This window comes from Rhodococcus sp. NPDC058532 (assembly GCF_042719255.1).
GTDB lineage: Bacteria > Actinomycetota > Actinomycetes > Mycobacteriales > Mycobacteriaceae > Rhodococcus_G.
Map to the genome: position 1 here is coordinate 174,058 of NZ_JBHXNU010000010.1, position 14,485 is coordinate 188,542.

Sequence of the window (14,485 nt, forward strand, 5' to 3'; positions counted from 1 at the left end):
CCTTCCTATGACTTGACGAGGCGGGCGATGGCGTCGGACGCCTCCTTGACCTTGGCGTCGGCCTCCGGTCCGCCCCGCTTCGCGGCCTCGACAACGCAGTGCGAGAGGTGCTCGTCGAGCAGCTTGAGCGAGACCGACTGCAGCGCACTGGTCACTGCGGACACCTGGGTGAGGATGTCGATGCAGTAGCGGTCGTCGTCGACCATCCGCGAGATGCCCGCGACCTGACCCTCGATGCGGCGCAGCCGCTTGAGCAGGGCTTCCTTCTCGGGCGTGTATCCGTTCATGCCCATAGCATACCCCCCTTGGGTATTTTCCGCCAGGGTGGCTAGCCGCGCTGCCGCCACAGGTCGAGCAGCGCCAACCCGGCGACGATCACCGCAACGGTCGCGCCGCCGATCCACGGCCCGGAGTAGTGCGTCGACGTGAACTCCGGCGCGCCGTCGACGACCGGGCCGAACGTCGACGACGTCACCCCGCGCAGCCAGCACAGCACCGCGACGACCGCCGCGACCACCGCGGCCGACCCCGCCGCGACGGCCCGGACCCGACCGGTCATCCTTCGCTCCCCTCGTGCGGCACCGCCGCCTCCAGTACCGACCGCAGCCCCTCGCCGTCCCGCGCCCAGGCCCGCACCAGCCGGTCGTCCGTGAGCCGCAACCCGATCCCGGTCCGGCGTCGCGGTACCCCCGACAGCTCGCCGAGCGGCGGCGCCGTCTCCCACGGCTGCAGGTCGTCGGCGTACGGGTCCGCATCGGGTAGCACCTCGGCGATGTCGGCGAGGGCGAGGGTCTCGGTGCCACACCGCAGCGTGGTGGGGGTGACCTCGACGCTCGCGTGGGTGCGGGCCGCCTTGACCTGCACCCACACCAGGGCGGCGAGCAGGACCGCGAACAGGCTGAGCCCCGCGACGTGCACCCCTGCCCCGATGAACAGGTCGCCGATCAGCACGATCAGGCACAGCAGCGGGCCAAGCGCCACCGTGCGCCACCGCCCCCCTGGCTCGACGAAGGGGGCCTCAGCCACGAACGAACCAGTCACGCGCGGACGGCAGGTACACCAGGATCGACGCGATGACGAGGCCGATCGCGGTCATCAGCGTCGGTGCCTGGCCGACACCGACCGCGGTCGACAGCACCTGGATCAGCGTGTACACCGCGCTCAGGGCGACGGCCGCCCGCCGGAACCGCGGATCCCCCGCGCGAACGGGTCCGGCGAGGAATCCGATCGCGACGCCGACCGCGCCCGCCAGTGCGCCGGATCCGCGCAGCAACCCGACCAGCGCATCAACGTCGCCGGGGTCCGCGCCGTTCGCCAGCAGTTGGTCCCGCACCGCGTCCCCGGACGCCGTCAACGCAAGCAGACCGAACAGCACCAGCAGCGCCGCGCACGCCAGCCACAGCCAGTACGCGATGGCGACCTGCTGTGGCCGAGTCTCCCGCCCGCTCATCGCGGCGCGATACCGGGCAGGAAGTACCGGTTCGAGTCCGCGCGGTGCATCAGCACGATCGCCCCGACCACGAGCACCGCCTGCAGGATTCCCGCGCCGCCCGCGATCATCACGGCCGCACCGCCCCCGCCGAGCCCGAACAGGACGGGGATCGCCATGAACACCATCAGCACGCCCGCCATCGTCACCAGCATGCGGGCCCAGTTGCGCCCGGCCCGCATCTTGAACACGAACAGCAGATACAGCGCGGTGATCCCGAGTCCGATCAGCCCGGTCAGTCCGAGCCCGACGATCATCAGCGAGTCCGCGGTGTCCCGGCCGATCTGCACCGACGCATCCTGCGCCGCGACGTCGCGCAGCAACTGGTCGACGTAGGTCTCGCGGTCGGCGTAGACGGCGCACAGCGAGGCGATCATGTTCAGCACGCCGAGGGCCGCGACCGCGCAGAGCAACTGGAACGCGGTCACCACGTCCACCGGCGGCTCCGGCCGCTGGGGTGGGCCGACCGGTGGGGGGCCGTACTGGGCGGGCGGCCACGGTGCACCGGGCGGCGGGCCCGGCGGCGGCGGGCCCTGCGGCGGCGGGCCCTGCGGCGGCGGGCCCTGCGGCGATCCCGGGGCCGTCACAACCGGCCCGCCACGTCGCTGGCCCAATAGGTAAGCACGATGTCGGCACCGGCCCGCCGGATGCTCAGCAGCGATTCCATGATCGCGGCGTCCCGGTCGATCCAACCCCGCTCCGCGGCCGCGGTGATCATCGAATACTCGCCCGAGATCTGGTAGGCGGCAACGGGAACCGTCGACATGTCGGCGACCTCGCGGAGCACGTCGAGATAGCTCATCGCTGGCTTGACCATCACGATGTCGGCGCCCTCCTCTAGGTCGAGGTCCACCTCACGCAGGGACTCGCGGCGGTTCGCCGGATCCTGCTGATAGGTGCGGCGGTCACCGTCGAGGGTGGAGCCGACGGCCTCCCGGAACGGACCGTAGAACGCGGACGCATACTTCGTCGCGTACGCCAGGATGCCGGTGTCGAGGTGCCCGGCGGCGTCGAGCCCCTCACGGATCGCGGCGACCTGGCCGTCCATCATCCCGCTCGGGCCGAGCAGGTGTGCACCCGACTCCGCCTGCGCAACTGCCATGTCCACGTACCGGGCCAGGGTCGCATCGTTGTCGACGGTGCCAGCTCCGCCGTCGGCGGTCAGCACACCGCAGTGTCCGTGCGAGGTGAACTCGTCGAGGCAGGTGTCCGCCATCAGGACGGTGGCGTCACCGAGCTCGTCCCGCAGCGCCCGCAGTCCGCGGTTGAGGATGCCGTCGGGATCAATCGCGCCCGACCCCTCCGCGTCCTTGTCCTCGGGTCGCGGCACCCCGAATAGCATCAGCCCACCGACCCCGGCGGCAACCGCCTCGGTCGCCGCGGCGCGCAGCGAGTCCAGGGTGTGCTGGTACACCCCGGGCATCGACGAGATCTCCCGCGGCGTGTCGATACCGTCGGCCACGAACATCGGCAGCACCAGATGCCGTGGCTCCAGGGAGGTTTCGGCGACCAGTCGACGCAGCGCGGCGGTGCCACGCAGGCGTCGGGGTCGTTCGGCCGGGAACAAGGGAGGTGCCTCCTTCGTCGGGCCCGTGAGCCCTTTTGGCCCGCGACGGGGCCATAAGGACTCACGGGCGCGTAGCGCCTATCGCCTGCGGGACTTCTTGCGGGGCGGCGGCAGCGCACCCTCGGCGCGGAGTCGGGCCGCATGCTCGGCGAGCGCCTCGACCAGCGGACCGATCTGTGCCGTCTCCGGCTGCACATCCACCCGAAGGCCGAACTCGATCGCGGTCTCCGCGGTCTTCGGTCCGATACACGCGACGATGGTGCGCGCGTGCGGCTTCCCGGCGATGCCGACCAGGTTCCGGACCGTCGACGAGGAGGTGAAGCACACCGCGTCGAAGCCGCCGGTCTTGATCATCTCGCGGGTCTCGGCCGGCGGCGGCGCCGCCCGCACGGTCCGGTACGCGGTGACGTCGTCGATCTCCCAGCCGCGCTGCCGCAGCCCCTCGGCGAGGGTTTCCGTCGCGATGTCCGCGCGCGGCAGCAGCACCCGGTTGACCGGGTCGAAGACGTCGTCGTACGGGGCGAACTCGGCCAACAGCCCCTCGGAGGACTGCTCCCCCGCGGGCACCAGTTCCGGGTTGATCCCGAAGCTGCGCACCTTGTCCGCGGTGGCCTGACCGACGCACGCGATCTTCACCCCGGAGAACGCGCGGGCGTCGAGCCCGAACTCCTCGAACTTCTCCCACACCGCGCGAACCGCGTTGGTGGAGGTGAACACCACCCACTGGTAGCGGCCGTCGACCAGGCCCTTGACCGCGCGTTCCATCTGCGCGGGACTGCGCGGCGGCTCGACCGCGATCGTCGGGACCTCGATCGGGATGGCGCCGTGGGTGACCAGCCGGTCGCTCATGTCGCCCGCCTGATCCTTGGTCCGCGGCACCAGCACGGTCCAGCCGTACAGGGCCCGCGACTCCCACCACGACATCTTGTTGCGGTGCGTGACGACCTTGCCGACCGTGACGATCAGCGACCCGACCAGTTCCGAGCCCGCCTCGTTCAGCGTCGCGAGGGTCGCCTCCACGGTGCGCTGCTGACGGGTGGTGCCGCGCACGGTGATCGCGGCGGGGGTCTGCGGGGCGAGGCCATGTTCGACGAGCGCGCTCGCCGTCTCCGCCAGGTGCGTTGCACCCGCGTGCAGGACCAGCGGCCCCGGCGCCGCGGCCAGCGCCGCCCAGTCGACCTCGCCGCGCACGTCGGCCTCCGTGTGCCCGGACCCGAGTGCCATGCCCGCGTAGCTCGGCACCGCCGAGCCGGACGGCAGGCCCGGCAGGATCTCGAACACGACCTGGGTACGGGCGACGGCGTTGACCTCGGCGATCACCGAGTCGGTGGTCAGCGGGTCGCCGGAGACGAGGCGCACCACGTCGTGCCCGGCCTTCGCCTCGTGCACCAGGGTCTTCGCGACCTCGGCGGGCTCGCCGAGTGCCGGTCGCACCTCCGAGAGCGGGTGCTCCGGATCCTCCTCCACGCCCTTGACGTGCAGCGCGGTGCCGACCAGCGCGGTCACCCCCTTGTCGACGTCGGGGTCGGTGAACGCGAGCGTCGCATGGGCGAGGACATCGCGGGCGCGGACCGTGAGCAGGGCGGGGTCTCCAGGGCCCGATCCCACGAACAGGATCCGTCCGGGGGTGTTCTTTCGGACTCGGCTCATCGGTTGTTCTCCAGTGCGTTCAAAATGCCGGTGTTCGGGCGTGGTGCGGTCGGGGCGGTGGCGGGCGGGTCGATGCGCGGTGGTCGCGCGCACCGTTTCGACCGCCACGGGGTCGGGTCAGTCATCGGCGGCACCGTCCCTCTCGGCGGCCACCATCAACTCGCGCGCACCGAGGTCGAGGAGTTCCCTGGCGACCGCGCGCCCCAACTCCTCGGCGCGGTCGGGCGATCCGACGGCGGACGCGCGGATCGAATCCGACCCGTCCACCGCGGCCGCGCAGCCGCGCACCGACAGCTCGTCGATGACCCTGCCGTCGTCGTCGAGGGACTCGACGACCTCGGCGATCGCGCCGACCGGGGCGGTGCACCCGGCCTCGAGTTCCGCCAGCAGCGCCCGTTCGGCGACGACGGCGGCGCGGGTGGCCGCGTCGTCGAGTTCGGCAAGCACCGCGACCAGGTCGGGGTTGTCCGCGCGGCATTCGACGGCCAGCGCCCCCTGCGACGGCGCGGGCAGCATCTGCACCGGCTCCAGCGACTCGGTGATCACGTCCAGCCGCCCGATCCGCGAGAGCCCGGCGCGCGCGATCACGATCGCGTCCAGCTCACCGGACTCGACCTTGCCGATCCGGGTGTCGATGTTGCCGCGCAGCGGCTGGATGTCCAGTCCGAGGCCCAGCGCCCGCAGTTGAGCGCGGCGGCGCGGCGCGGACGTCCCCACCTTCGACCCCGGCGGCAGCTCGCCGAGCACCAGCCCGTCGCGGGCGACCAGCGCGTCCCGCGGGTCCTCCCGCGGCGGCACCGCGGCGACCACCAGGTCGGCGGGCTGCGCCGTCGGCAGATCCTTGTACGAGTGCACCGCGACGTCGACGTCGCCAGCGAGCAGCGCCTCGCGCAGTTCCGCGACGAAGACCCCGACCCCGATGCGCTGCACCGGTCCGGCGGTGACGTCGCCCTTCGTCGTGATGACCACCAGCTCCGCCGGATGCCCCGCCGCGATCAACGCGTCCCGAACGGTCCCGGCCTGGGTGGTGGCGAGCAGGCTGCCGCGGGTACCGATGCGCAGGGTCCTGCGGGACGCCTCGGTACCGGGCGCCACGGGTGCTGCCGCGTTCATTCCTGCATTCCCTTCCACCACGTCACCGCGTCCTCGTCACGCCGTTCGGCGGTGACGTTGTCGGCGAGTTCGACTGCCCGGATCTCCATCGGCGAGGCGACTGCCTGGGCGCTGCCCGGAGCCAGCTCGAACAGTTCGCGCAGCGCGGCCGCGTAGGCGTCGCCGCCCGGCGTCGTCGCGAGCTGCTTGACCCGCACGGTCGGGGCATGCAGCAGCTTGTCCACCACCCGGCGCACCGTGCGCGCCACCTCGTCGCGCTGCGGATCGTCGAGGCCGGGCAGGCGCGACTCGAGTCGGAGCAGTTCGCCCTCGACCACCTCGGCGGCGCGCTGCCGCAGCGCCGTCACCGTCGGGGTGACCTCCGCGAGCCGCTGCCCGGCCAGATAGGTGGCCAGTTCGCCTGCGACGATCTCGCGGGCGGCGTCGGCGTCCGCGGCCGCGGCACCGGCGCCGGGGTCCGCCTTCATCGTCGCGATGTCGAGCAGCGCCACCCCCGGCAGTCCGGCGACCGCGGGTTCGACGTCCCGCGGCAGCCCGAGGTCGCAGATCACCAGCGGGCGCTGCGCGGCGTTGCGGGCGGCGAGCGCAAGGTGGGCGTCGGCGAGGGTGACGACGGCGCCGACCGCGCCGGTGCAGGCGACCAGCACGTCCGCCTCCGCCAGCGCGGGCGCCAGGTCGGACAGCGCAACCACGTCGGCGGCGACGCCAGCGGCGCGCACGGTGTCGGCGAGTCGCTCGGCGCGTTCGCGGGTGCGGTTGGCGACGACGATCCGGCCGATGCCTGCCCTGGTCAGGTGCGCGACGGACAGCCCGCCCATCGACCCGGCGCCGACGACCATCGCGGTCCGGCCCGCCAACCCGGTGCCCGTCGCATCCGCCGCGGCCAGGATCGAGCCCGCGCGGTCCAGCGCCACCGACACGACGGAGGCACCGGCGCGGTCGATCCCGGTCTCCGAGTGCACCCGCTTGCCGACCCGCAGTGCCTGCTGCGCCAGCTCGTGCAGCACCCGGCCGGCCGCGTTCTGCGCGTCGGACACCGCGTACGCGGTCCGGATCTGGCCGAGGATCTGCTGCTCGCCGATCACCATCGAGTCCAGGCCGCTGGCGACCGCGAACAGGTGCTCGGCCGCGGCCTCGCTGTACCGCACGTAGGCGTGCTTGGTGAAGTCGTTCAGGTCGAGCCCGGAATGCGCGGCGACCACGTCCCCGACGTCCGCGAGGGCGCCGTGGAAGGCGTCGACGACCGCGTAGATCTCCACCCGGTTGCACGTCGAGACGATCATCGTCTCCGAGACGTGCGGGGAGGCAAGCAACTTGTCGATCAGCTTCGGCCGATCGGTGTCCGCGACGGCAACCCGCTCGAGGACGGAGACGGGAGCGCTGCGATGCGAAATCCCGACCAGGAGAACACTCACGGTGCGATCACCGATCCATTCCTTGTCGATCCCAGGTCTTTCGAAGTCGAGCGGGCCGCGCGACGCGGCGCCCCGCCCCCGAGCGCGACGGCCGCATGCTCACCGTCGGTCCTGCGGGCGCTGCGGAAGGAGAGCACCTGCATCTCCACCGCGAGATCCACCCTGCGGATCTCCACGTGCGGGGGCAACTCCAACGGCGCCGACGCGAAGCTGAGGATGCACCGGACGCCCGCGTCGACGAGGCCGTCGCACACCCGCTGCGCGGCGTCGTCCGGGGTGGCAACGACCCCGATCGTCGCCTCGAGTTCCCGGCACGCCGCCTCGAGTTCGGCGACGTCCCGCACGATCAGGCCGTCGATCTCGGTGCCGATCCGGTCCGGGCTGCTGTCGAACAGGCCAACCATCGTGAAGCCGCGGCGGCCGAAGCCGCCGTACCGGGCCAGCGCCTGCCCCAGGTTCCCGACCCCGACCAGCACCACCCGGTGCCCCTGGTCGAGTCCGAGCGCGGCCTCGATGCGGGCCCGCAGCCGGGTCACGTCGTAGCCGACGCCGCGGACCCCGTTCGGGCCGAGGAACGACAGGTCCTTGCGGAGCATGGACGAGCCGACGCCGGCGGCGGTGGCGAGTTCCTCGCTGGACACGATGTGGGTGCCCGCGTCGGTCATCACGCCGAGCACCCGCAGGTAGGTCGCGAGCCGGGTGACGGTCGCCTGCGGCAGATCCTTCACCTCGGCCCGCGGCGCGGCGGTCTCAGCTGCTGCCGCACCGGCGGCGGTGGTCGAAGCGGCGGTGGTCGAATCAGCCCCGGAGGCGCCACGGGCGGAGAACCCATGCGACTGGTGCTGTTCGCTCACTTCGGTGGCTCCTCGTCCGGCCATGCACACGACCGGAGTTCACATTGATCCGGGGGGACGTTCTCACCCACGGTAACTGCTTGTGAAGCCCTGCACAAAGTTGCTCAACCGGCCGCGACCTGCACAGCGACCGGATGTCCGGGCGAGCCCTTCACCCTCGGATTGTCAAATCCGAACGCAGTCGAACCTCGTCGACCTCCCAGTAGCTGTGTTCGCGGCCGTCCAACAGCACGACCGGAAGACGATCGCCATACTCGGCGCGGAGTTCCGGATCTCGGCCCGCCGCCTCGTCGACGTCGACGGTTTCGAGGAGAATGCCGAATTCCTCACACAACGGCACCAACCGGTCGTGAGCAACGACACACGAGCCGCAGCCGGCTCGGGTCAGCAGGGTGATGGTGTGGGTCGAGGCCGTCATGACGTCCACCTTGCCACCGCGACGGCCCGGATGACCGGAGACGGACATCACACGGGGTGCGCCTGCGGCTCCGTCTTCGCGGTGCCCGCTCAGGGCTGGGGATAGGGTTACCCCGGATTGCCAACCACGGGAGGTGCGTGTGCCTGGGCTGACAGGGCCGACCGGTGCAAGACCGGGTGCCGGGTGGTCCCGCGTGCGCCGCCGGTGGCGCAACCCGCTGGGTCCCACCGATTCGCAGCTGCGGGCCAATCTCGCGGGTGAGGCCAGCGCCGACGCCGCCCTCGCCCTGCACGAGGCCGAATCGGCCGCCGACCTTGGGGCGGCCGACGCGGCGGGCGAACCGGCGATCTCCAGGGATCTCACCGCCGCGGCCTTCTTCGACGTCGACAACACGATGGTGCAGGGCGCCTCGATCATCCACTTCGCCCGCGGGCTCGCCGCCCGCAAGTACATCTCCCTCGGGGACATGGCCGGATTCGGCTGGCAGCAGCTCAAGTTCCGGGTGACCGGCAAGGAGAACAGCGACGACGTCGCGTCCGGCAAGGAGAAGGCGCTCGCGTTCATCGCGGGCCGCGAGACCGCGGAGTTCAGCCGCCTCGGCGAGGAGATCTACGACCAGCTGATCGCCGACAAGATTTGGCCGGGCACCCGGGCGCTCGCGCAGATGCACCTCGACGCGGGCCAGCAGGTGTGGCTGGTCACCGCGACCCCGGTCGAGCTGGCTCAGGTCATCGCGAAGCGTCTCGGCCTCACCGGCGCGCTCGGCACCGTCGTCGAGTCCGAGGAGGGCCGGTTCACCGGCAGGCTCGTCGGCGACATCCTGCACGGCGCGGGCAAGGCGCACGCGGTGCGCACCCTCGCGGTCCGGGAGGGCCTGAACCTCAAACGCTGCACCGCGTATTCGGACAGCCACAACGACGTCCCGATGCTGTCACTGGTCGGCACCGCCGTCGCGATCAACCCGGACGCCGACCTCAAGGAGGTGGCGCGGAACCGGGGCTGGGAGATCCGCGACTACCGGACCGGCCGCAAGGCCGCGAAGGTCGGTGTTCCCACCGCGCTCGCCCTCGGCGCGATCGGCGGCGCCCTCGCCGCCGCCGCGAGCCGAAAGAAGCACTGACCTAGCCGAGGAACACGTTGCGGCGCTGGGCGAGCAGCCGGTACAGCGTCTGCTGGATCGTCTCCCGCACGTGATCGGTCACCTCGAACATCACCATCGGATCCTCCGCGTCGGCGATGTCGTAAGTGTCGGTGCGGATCGGTTCCCCGAACTCGATGTACCACTTCGACGGCAACGGGATCAGCCCGAGCGGACCGAGATGCGGGAACAGGGGCGTGACCGGGAAGTACGGCATGCCGAGCAGTCGCGCGAGCGACTTGAGCTCCCCGATCTTGGGGTAGATCTCCTCGGAACCGACGATCGAGCACGGCACGATCGGGACACCGGTCCGCAGCGCGGCCGACACGAAGCCGCCGCGGCCGAACCGCTGCAGCTTGTAGCGCTCGCTGAACGGTTTGCCGATGCCCTTGAACCCCTCGGGGAAGACCGCGGCGACCTCCCCGCCGCGCAGCAACCGTTCCGCGTCGGCGGTGCAGGCGAGGGTGTGGCCCGCCTTGCGGGCGACGTTCCCGACGACCGGCAGCTCGAACGCCAGGTCGGCGGCGAGCATCCGCAGCGGCCGCCGCGCGGGATGATGGTCGAACAGCGCGACCGAGGTCATCAGCCCGTCGATCGGGACCACCCCGGCGTGGTTCGCGACGACGAGCGCGCCGCCCTCGTCGGGGATGTTCTCGACGCCGCGCACCTCGACCCGGAACCAGGAGTCGAACATCGGACGCAGCAGCGGCAGCCACACGTTCTCGGCGAAGTGCGGGTCGAAACCGAAGTCGTCGACCTGGTAGTCGCCGGTCAGCCTGCGGCGCAGGAACTCGGCGACCGCCACCACCTGATCCGCAACCAGGTCCCGCGCCGCGTCGCGCATCGACGCGGCCAGCGACCCGGGCGCCGCGGCGGGGTGCATGGCGGGAGCCGCCGGATACAGCCGCGTCGGCGGTGACGGTTCGAGCCGGGCCCGCCGGATCTGCCCGCGGGCGGTCCGCGCCGCGTCCCCCCGCAGCGGAATGACCTTGGCGACCTCGTTCATCGTGCCCCCTCGCCGACGCCGACCAACTGCTGAACCGTGGATTCCACCGACCGCACCCAGTCCCTGCTCACGATCGGTCTCGACGCGGAACCGGCGAGCATGTCGTCAAGGGCCTGCAGCGTCGACCGTCGCGGGTCGAAGCCGAGCTCGGTGCGCATCCGGGTGGTGTCGACGCCGCACCCGAAGTGGAAATAGTCGAGTTGCTCCCGCGTGACGCCGCGGGTGCCCGCCCCCGGCAGCACCCGACCGAGCGTGCCGAGCAGCGGGAACGGCACCGGCACCTCGACCCCGCCCGCCCGACGGATCGCCTGGCTCAGGGTCACCACCCCGTCACCGGCGACGTTGAAGGTGCCCGCAGGCCCGGCGAGCGTCGCGCGTTCGAGCGCGGCGAGCGCGTCCTCCTCGTGCAGCAACTGCATCCGGGCGTCCCGCCCGAGGATGGTGGGCACCACCGGCGACCGCAGGTATCGCGACATCGAACCGTGCAGGTTGGGCCCGATCGGCGGCGCCATCCGCAGCAGCGTGACCGCGAGATCCGGGCGCCGCCGTCCCAGGCCTCGGGCGTACCCCTCGATCTCGATGCTGTCCCGCGCGTAGCTGCCGGAGGGCGGACGCCGAGCGCTCATCTCCTCGCTGAACTTCGCCGGGTCCTTCGCGCTGGAACCGTAGACGGCGGTCGTGGAGCGCACCACCACCTTCCGCACGTCCGGCGACTTCTGACAGGCGGCGAACAGTTGCATGGCGCCGAGGATGTTCATGTCCTTCATCGCGGTGCGACTGCCCGACTTCGGCGGCTTCACCAGGGTCGACGCGTGCACCACCGTGTCCACCCCGGCGCCGCGCAGCACCTTGCCGATCAGCGGATTGCGGATGTCGGCGCGGACGAACTCCGCCCGGCCCATCCGGCGCAGCATGTCCTTGGTCGGCGACCGCGAGTCGACGGCGATGACCCGGTCGATGCCGGGATCCTGGGCCAGGCGCGACACCAGGTACCCGCCAAGGAACCGACTCGCCCCCGTCACCAGCACCACCGACGGATACTGCACGCCACGATCACCTGCCACGACCACCCCTGCCCGTGTCTCGAATCCGTCACCGATCGATCACGTCGAGCGTAGCCGGTCCGGGAGCAGTCGCTCAAAAACTTAACGAGCCCGAAACACCCCGTCCACCTGGCGTTTTGTCGGATTCCCCGGCGCGTGTCATCTGGTTGGACGACCAACTCGGAGCCGGTCCGGGACCCGGAAATGCACGATGCCCGCCACCGGAACGGTGACGGGCATCGCGGGCGTTGGCCCGCTCGGAGACCGAGCGGACTACTTACCGAGTTTCCGGCGCTGCACGCGAGTCCGGCGAAGCAGCTTGCGGTGCTTCTTCTTCGACATGCGCTTGCGTCGCTTCTTGATCACTGAACCCATGGCGGGAGTTCCTCACGTTCTTCTCTAGCGTTCCTGCGCACGCCGGTGACGTACGTGCGTTCTGGTCGGCGCGAACCGACCTGGCGCTGTGCCTCTCGTATCCGCGAGCCCAGCGCCTGACGACACCCGGCTGGCCGGCACGACGATAAGTCATCGTACCGGGACGCCGCGGGCCGTCCGAAACCGGACTCGTCAGCCGGCGTCGAAGTAGGACGTTTCCAGGTAGTCGTGCACCGCCTTCGCGTGCACCCGGAACGACCGTCCGACCCGCACCGCGGGCAGTTCCCCGCTGTGCACCAGTCGGTACACCGTCATTTTCGACACTCGCATCAACGCCGCCACCTCGGCGACGGTGAGGAATTGTGTGCCGCCGAGGGCGGGCTCTTTGTCCGTGCCCGCACCCTTTGGCTTGTCTGTCGACACCATCAGATTGCATACCTCCGGCACGTGTCGCGCCGCCGGCTTCCCCTCCGGCGGAACAGACACGCACGTGCTGCATCCGAGCTTAACGGGACACGTGGGGTTACTGCGACGTGTGTGAGGTATCGAATCTCATTCCGGGCCCGCACCGAGCGCAGCCGAACGCTGCTTCGCGGCCGCGAGCGCGTCGTTGAACGCGGTCCGGACTCCCCCACGCTCGAGTTCCCGGATCGCGGCCGCCGTCGTGCCACCGGGCGAGGTGACGTCCGCCCTCAGCTCGTTCGCGGTGCTGCCCGCCCCGTCCAGCATCGCGGCCGACCCGACCATGGTCTGGACGACGAGCTCGGTCGCGACGGCCCTGGTCAGCCCCAGCCCGACGCCGCCCTCGATCATCGCCTCCGCCACCAGGAAGAAGTACGCGGGCCCGGACCCGGAGACCGCGGTGACCGCGTCGAGCTGCGGCTCGGACACGGTGACCACCTTGCCGACCGCACCGAGGATCTCGCGGACGGTGTCCAGATGCTCGGCGGTCGCGTACCGGCCTGCCGCGATCGCGCTGACCCCCTCACCGACAAGCATCGGGGTGTTCGGCATCACCCGCACCACCGGGAACCCGGCGGGCAGCCTGCTCTCGTACCGGGCCGTCGGGATCCCGGCGGCGAGGCTGACGATCAGCTGGTCGACGTCGCCGTCGAGGTCGATGCTGTTCAGCGCGACCATCACCGCATCGACATCGGCGGGCTTGACCGCGACAACCACGACGTGCGCACCCTCCGCGGCATCGGCGACCGTGGTGGCCCGGATGCCGTACTGGCCCGCCAGTTCCTGGGCGCGCGGCGGGTGCTGCTCGGCGACCACGAGGTCCTTCGGCGCGTGGCCTGCCTTCACCAGTCCCGCGATCAGGGCCTCACCGATCCGGCCGCCACCGATCACTGCGATTCTCGTCATGACCGCAAGCCTGCCACGGGCGAAACGTGGGCCGGCGACCGGTCAGGCCCTCGGCACCATCGCCAGCTGCCTGCTCTGCACGACCACCTGCCCCGCGGAATCGAGGACCAGGTGGTCCTCCTCGAACCAGGCCTCGCCGATGACCTGTGCGCTGGCCATCACCCGCAGCCAGCCGGGCGCAGGGCGACGCCGGAGGTAGGTGGTCAGCTGCACGGTCGGTGCCCACCCGAACATGCCCCGGTTCATCGTCACCGGCGCGCTGATGTCACCGAGCATGATCGCGAACAGGGCGGCGGTGTCCGCGTCGGCCTCGTCCGCGGAGAGCGGCCGCGCCCACATCCGGTTCACCGGGTCGCCGAGTTCCCCGGCAAGGAACCGGGCGGCCGACGGGTCCACCAGCAGTTCGCAGCCCTTGGCGACGTGCACGATCGCGGCCATCGGGTGGTCGGCGGTGATCCGGGCCGCCGCCGCGGTCGGCTCGGCGGGCAGCGCGTCGATCGCGAGCGGCTCCCGGTGCCGGGACGCCGCCTCGTCGGGCACACCGAGCGTGACCGACGCCGACACCGCGATCCGGTCGCCCTGCAGCAGATCCACGTCCACCAGGCAGACCTGGCGGCCGCGCTTGCGCACGGTGGTGACGAGGCGGACGTCGCCGGGGTCGGGGGCGGTGAGATAGTTCGCGCTGACCGCCACCGGCTGCATGGCGGCGGCGCCGCCCTCGGCCCGGACGGCGTCCCGCGCGGCCGCCGCACACACCGCCATCATGCAGCCGCCGTGCACCTTGGGTCCGATCGTCCAGATCGGGTCGATGTGTGCGCCGAACGCGCCGTCGCCGAGCGGGGTGAGGGTGGTGAGGTCGGTGAACGGCCGGGTGGAGGTGAGGGTCTTGACCTCGGTCATCTGCGGTCCTTACGTGAATCGGTCGGGGAAGCGCCTTCGGCGCCCGTGCGTGAATTTTCCCCCCCCGGGGGTGGAAGCCCCACACCGTTCGCGGCACCGGGTCCTCCCCGCGGTTCTTGCGGGTGGAACCCCGAGACCGCGCCCAAAGT

Annotated in this window: 18 protein-coding genes; 1 reads left to right on the plus strand and 17 read right to left on the minus strand. The window is 71.4% G+C overall.

Annotated features, from left to right (window positions below; genetic code table 11):
• Positions 1-5: 5 nt before the first annotated feature.
• The 11 genes from ACFWQG_RS14150 to ACFWQG_RS14200 all read right to left on the minus strand — a co-directional run bounded on the left by ACFWQG_RS14150 (position 6) and on the right by ACFWQG_RS14200 (position 8,506).
• Positions 6-287: a metal-sensitive transcriptional regulator gene (locus ACFWQG_RS14150; protein ID WP_378508252.1), complete on the minus strand. Its 282-nt coding sequence runs from the start codon at positions 285-287 to the stop codon at positions 6-8.
• A 41-nt stretch (positions 288-328) separates the two neighbouring features.
• On the minus strand, positions 329-559 hold the full coding sequence (locus tag ACFWQG_RS14155) for a hypothetical protein (RefSeq protein ID WP_378508253.1): 231 nt from the start codon (positions 557-559) through the stop codon (positions 329-331).
• On the minus strand, positions 556-1,026 hold the full coding sequence (locus tag ACFWQG_RS14160; protein ID WP_378508254.1) for a hypothetical protein: 471 nt from the start codon (positions 1,024-1,026) through the stop codon (positions 556-558). Before ACFWQG_RS14160 ends, ACFWQG_RS14155 begins: the two co-directional genes overlap by 4 nt.
• Positions 1,019-1,450, minus strand: a complete 432-nt coding sequence (locus ACFWQG_RS14165; RefSeq protein ID WP_378508255.1) for a hypothetical protein — start codon at positions 1,448-1,450, stop codon at positions 1,019-1,021. The genes ACFWQG_RS14160 and ACFWQG_RS14165 overlap by 8 nt, the downstream gene beginning before the upstream one ends.
• Positions 1,447-1,926 carry a hypothetical protein gene (locus ACFWQG_RS14170; protein WP_378508256.1) on the minus strand — a complete coding sequence of 160 codons (480 nt, stop codon included), beginning with the start codon at positions 1,924-1,926 and terminating at the stop codon, positions 1,447-1,449. Before ACFWQG_RS14170 ends, ACFWQG_RS14165 begins: the two co-directional genes overlap by 4 nt.
• Positions 1,927-2,072: 146 nt before the next feature.
• On the minus strand, positions 2,073-3,056 hold the full coding sequence (gene hemB, locus ACFWQG_RS14175) for a porphobilinogen synthase (protein ID WP_378508257.1): 984 nt from the start codon (positions 3,054-3,056) through the stop codon (positions 2,073-2,075).
• A gap of 78 nt (positions 3,057-3,134) precedes the next feature.
• Positions 3,135-4,706: a uroporphyrinogen-III synthase gene (locus ACFWQG_RS14180; protein ID WP_378508258.1), complete on the minus strand. Its 1,572-nt coding sequence runs from the start codon at positions 4,704-4,706 to the stop codon at positions 3,135-3,137.
• 117 nt (positions 4,707-4,823) lie between these two features.
• Positions 4,824-5,819 carry a hydroxymethylbilane synthase gene (gene hemC / locus ACFWQG_RS14185; protein WP_378508259.1) on the minus strand — a complete coding sequence of 332 codons (996 nt, stop codon included), beginning with the start codon at positions 5,817-5,819 and terminating at the stop codon, positions 4,824-4,826.
• Entirely contained in the window at positions 5,816-7,234 is a 1,419-nt protein-coding gene (locus ACFWQG_RS14190; protein WP_378508260.1) for a glutamyl-tRNA reductase, read from the minus strand. The genes hemC and ACFWQG_RS14190 overlap by 4 nt, the downstream gene beginning before the upstream one ends.
• Complete coding sequence (locus tag ACFWQG_RS14195) at positions 7,231-8,088, minus strand: redox-sensing transcriptional repressor Rex (RefSeq protein WP_378508261.1); 858 nt, start codon at positions 8,086-8,088, stop codon at positions 7,231-7,233. The genes ACFWQG_RS14190 and ACFWQG_RS14195 overlap by 4 nt, the downstream gene beginning before the upstream one ends.
• 151 nt (positions 8,089-8,239) lie before the next feature.
• Complete coding sequence (locus tag ACFWQG_RS14200) at positions 8,240-8,506, minus strand: glutaredoxin family protein (RefSeq protein ID WP_378508262.1); 267 nt, start codon at positions 8,504-8,506, stop codon at positions 8,240-8,242.
• A gap of 139 nt (positions 8,507-8,645) precedes the next feature.
• Between ACFWQG_RS14200 and ACFWQG_RS14205 the strand changes: the two genes are divergently transcribed.
• Positions 8,646-9,626 carry an HAD family hydrolase gene (locus ACFWQG_RS14205; protein WP_378508263.1) on the plus strand — a complete coding sequence of 327 codons (981 nt, stop codon included), beginning with the start codon at positions 8,646-8,648 and terminating at the stop codon, positions 9,624-9,626.
• Between the two features lies 1 nt (position 9,627).
• Here the strand turns inward: ACFWQG_RS14205 and ACFWQG_RS14210 are convergent, their stop codons facing one another.
• The 6 genes from ACFWQG_RS14210 to ACFWQG_RS14235 form a co-directional block, all read right to left on the minus strand.
• A complete protein-coding gene (locus ACFWQG_RS14210; protein WP_378508264.1) occupies positions 9,628-10,650 on the minus strand; it encodes a lysophospholipid acyltransferase family protein in 1,023 nt (340 codons plus the stop codon).
• Entirely contained in the window at positions 10,647-11,720 is a 1,074-nt protein-coding gene (locus ACFWQG_RS14215) for an NAD-dependent epimerase/dehydratase family protein (RefSeq protein ID WP_378508265.1), read from the minus strand. Before ACFWQG_RS14215 ends, ACFWQG_RS14210 begins: the two co-directional genes overlap by 4 nt.
• A 246-nt stretch (positions 11,721-11,966) precedes the next feature.
• Entirely contained in the window at positions 11,967-12,068 is a 102-nt protein-coding gene (locus ACFWQG_RS14220; RefSeq protein ID WP_003402602.1) for a 30S ribosomal protein bS22, read from the minus strand.
• A 192-nt stretch (positions 12,069-12,260) separates the two neighbouring features.
• The gene (locus ACFWQG_RS14225; RefSeq protein WP_378508266.1) at positions 12,261-12,494 is read right to left on the minus strand and encodes a helix-turn-helix domain-containing protein; all 234 of its coding nucleotides are present in this window, start codon (positions 12,492-12,494) and stop codon (positions 12,261-12,263) included.
• A gap of 126 nt (positions 12,495-12,620) precedes the next feature.
• A complete protein-coding gene (gene proC, locus ACFWQG_RS14230; RefSeq protein WP_378508267.1) occupies positions 12,621-13,436 on the minus strand; it encodes a pyrroline-5-carboxylate reductase in 816 nt (271 codons plus the stop codon).
• Between the two features lie 42 nt (positions 13,437-13,478).
• Entirely contained in the window at positions 13,479-14,336 is an 858-nt protein-coding gene (locus ACFWQG_RS14235) for a thioesterase family protein (RefSeq protein WP_378508268.1), read from the minus strand.
• Positions 14,337-14,485: the final 149 nt, after the last annotated feature.

What these genes read in the sequence shown, in the direction of transcription:
- hemC (WP_378508259.1), bottom strand. Translation starts at nt 5,819, where the DNA reads ATGAACGCGGCAGCACCCGTGGCGCCCGGTACCGAGGCGTCCCGCAGG.
- ACFWQG_RS14200 (WP_378508262.1), bottom strand. Translation starts at nt 8,506, where the DNA reads ATGACGGCCTCGACCCACACCATCACCCTGCTGACCCGAGCCGGCTGC.
- ACFWQG_RS14210 (WP_378508264.1), bottom strand. Translation starts at nt 10,650, where the DNA reads ATGAACGAGGTCGCCAAGGTCATTCCGCTGCGGGGGGACGCGGCGCGG.
- proC (WP_378508267.1), bottom strand. Translation starts at nt 13,436, where the DNA reads ATGACGAGAATCGCAGTGATCGGTGGCGGCCGGATCGGTGAGGCCCTG.
- ACFWQG_RS14225 (WP_378508266.1), bottom strand. Translation starts at nt 12,494, where the DNA reads ATGGTGTCGACAGACAAGCCAAAGGGTGCGGGCACGGACAAAGAGCCC.
- ACFWQG_RS14165 (WP_378508255.1), bottom strand. Translation starts at nt 1,450, where the DNA reads ATGAGCGGGCGGGAGACTCGGCCACAGCAGGTCGCCATCGCGTACTGG.
- ACFWQG_RS14220 (WP_003402602.1), bottom strand. Translation starts at nt 12,068, where the DNA reads ATGGGTTCAGTGATCAAGAAGCGACGCAAGCGCATGTCGAAGAAGAAG.
- ACFWQG_RS14235 (WP_378508268.1), bottom strand. Translation starts at nt 14,336, where the DNA reads ATGACCGAGGTCAAGACCCTCACCTCCACCCGGCCGTTCACCGACCTC.
- ACFWQG_RS14180 (WP_378508258.1), bottom strand. Translation starts at nt 4,706, where the DNA reads ATGAGCCGAGTCCGAAAGAACACCCCCGGACGGATCCTGTTCGTGGGA.
- ACFWQG_RS14155 (WP_378508253.1), bottom strand. Translation starts at nt 559, where the DNA reads ATGACCGGTCGGGTCCGGGCCGTCGCGGCGGGGTCGGCCGCGGTGGTC.
- ACFWQG_RS14150 (WP_378508252.1), bottom strand. Translation starts at nt 287, where the DNA reads ATGAACGGATACACGCCCGAGAAGGAAGCCCTGCTCAAGCGGCTGCGC.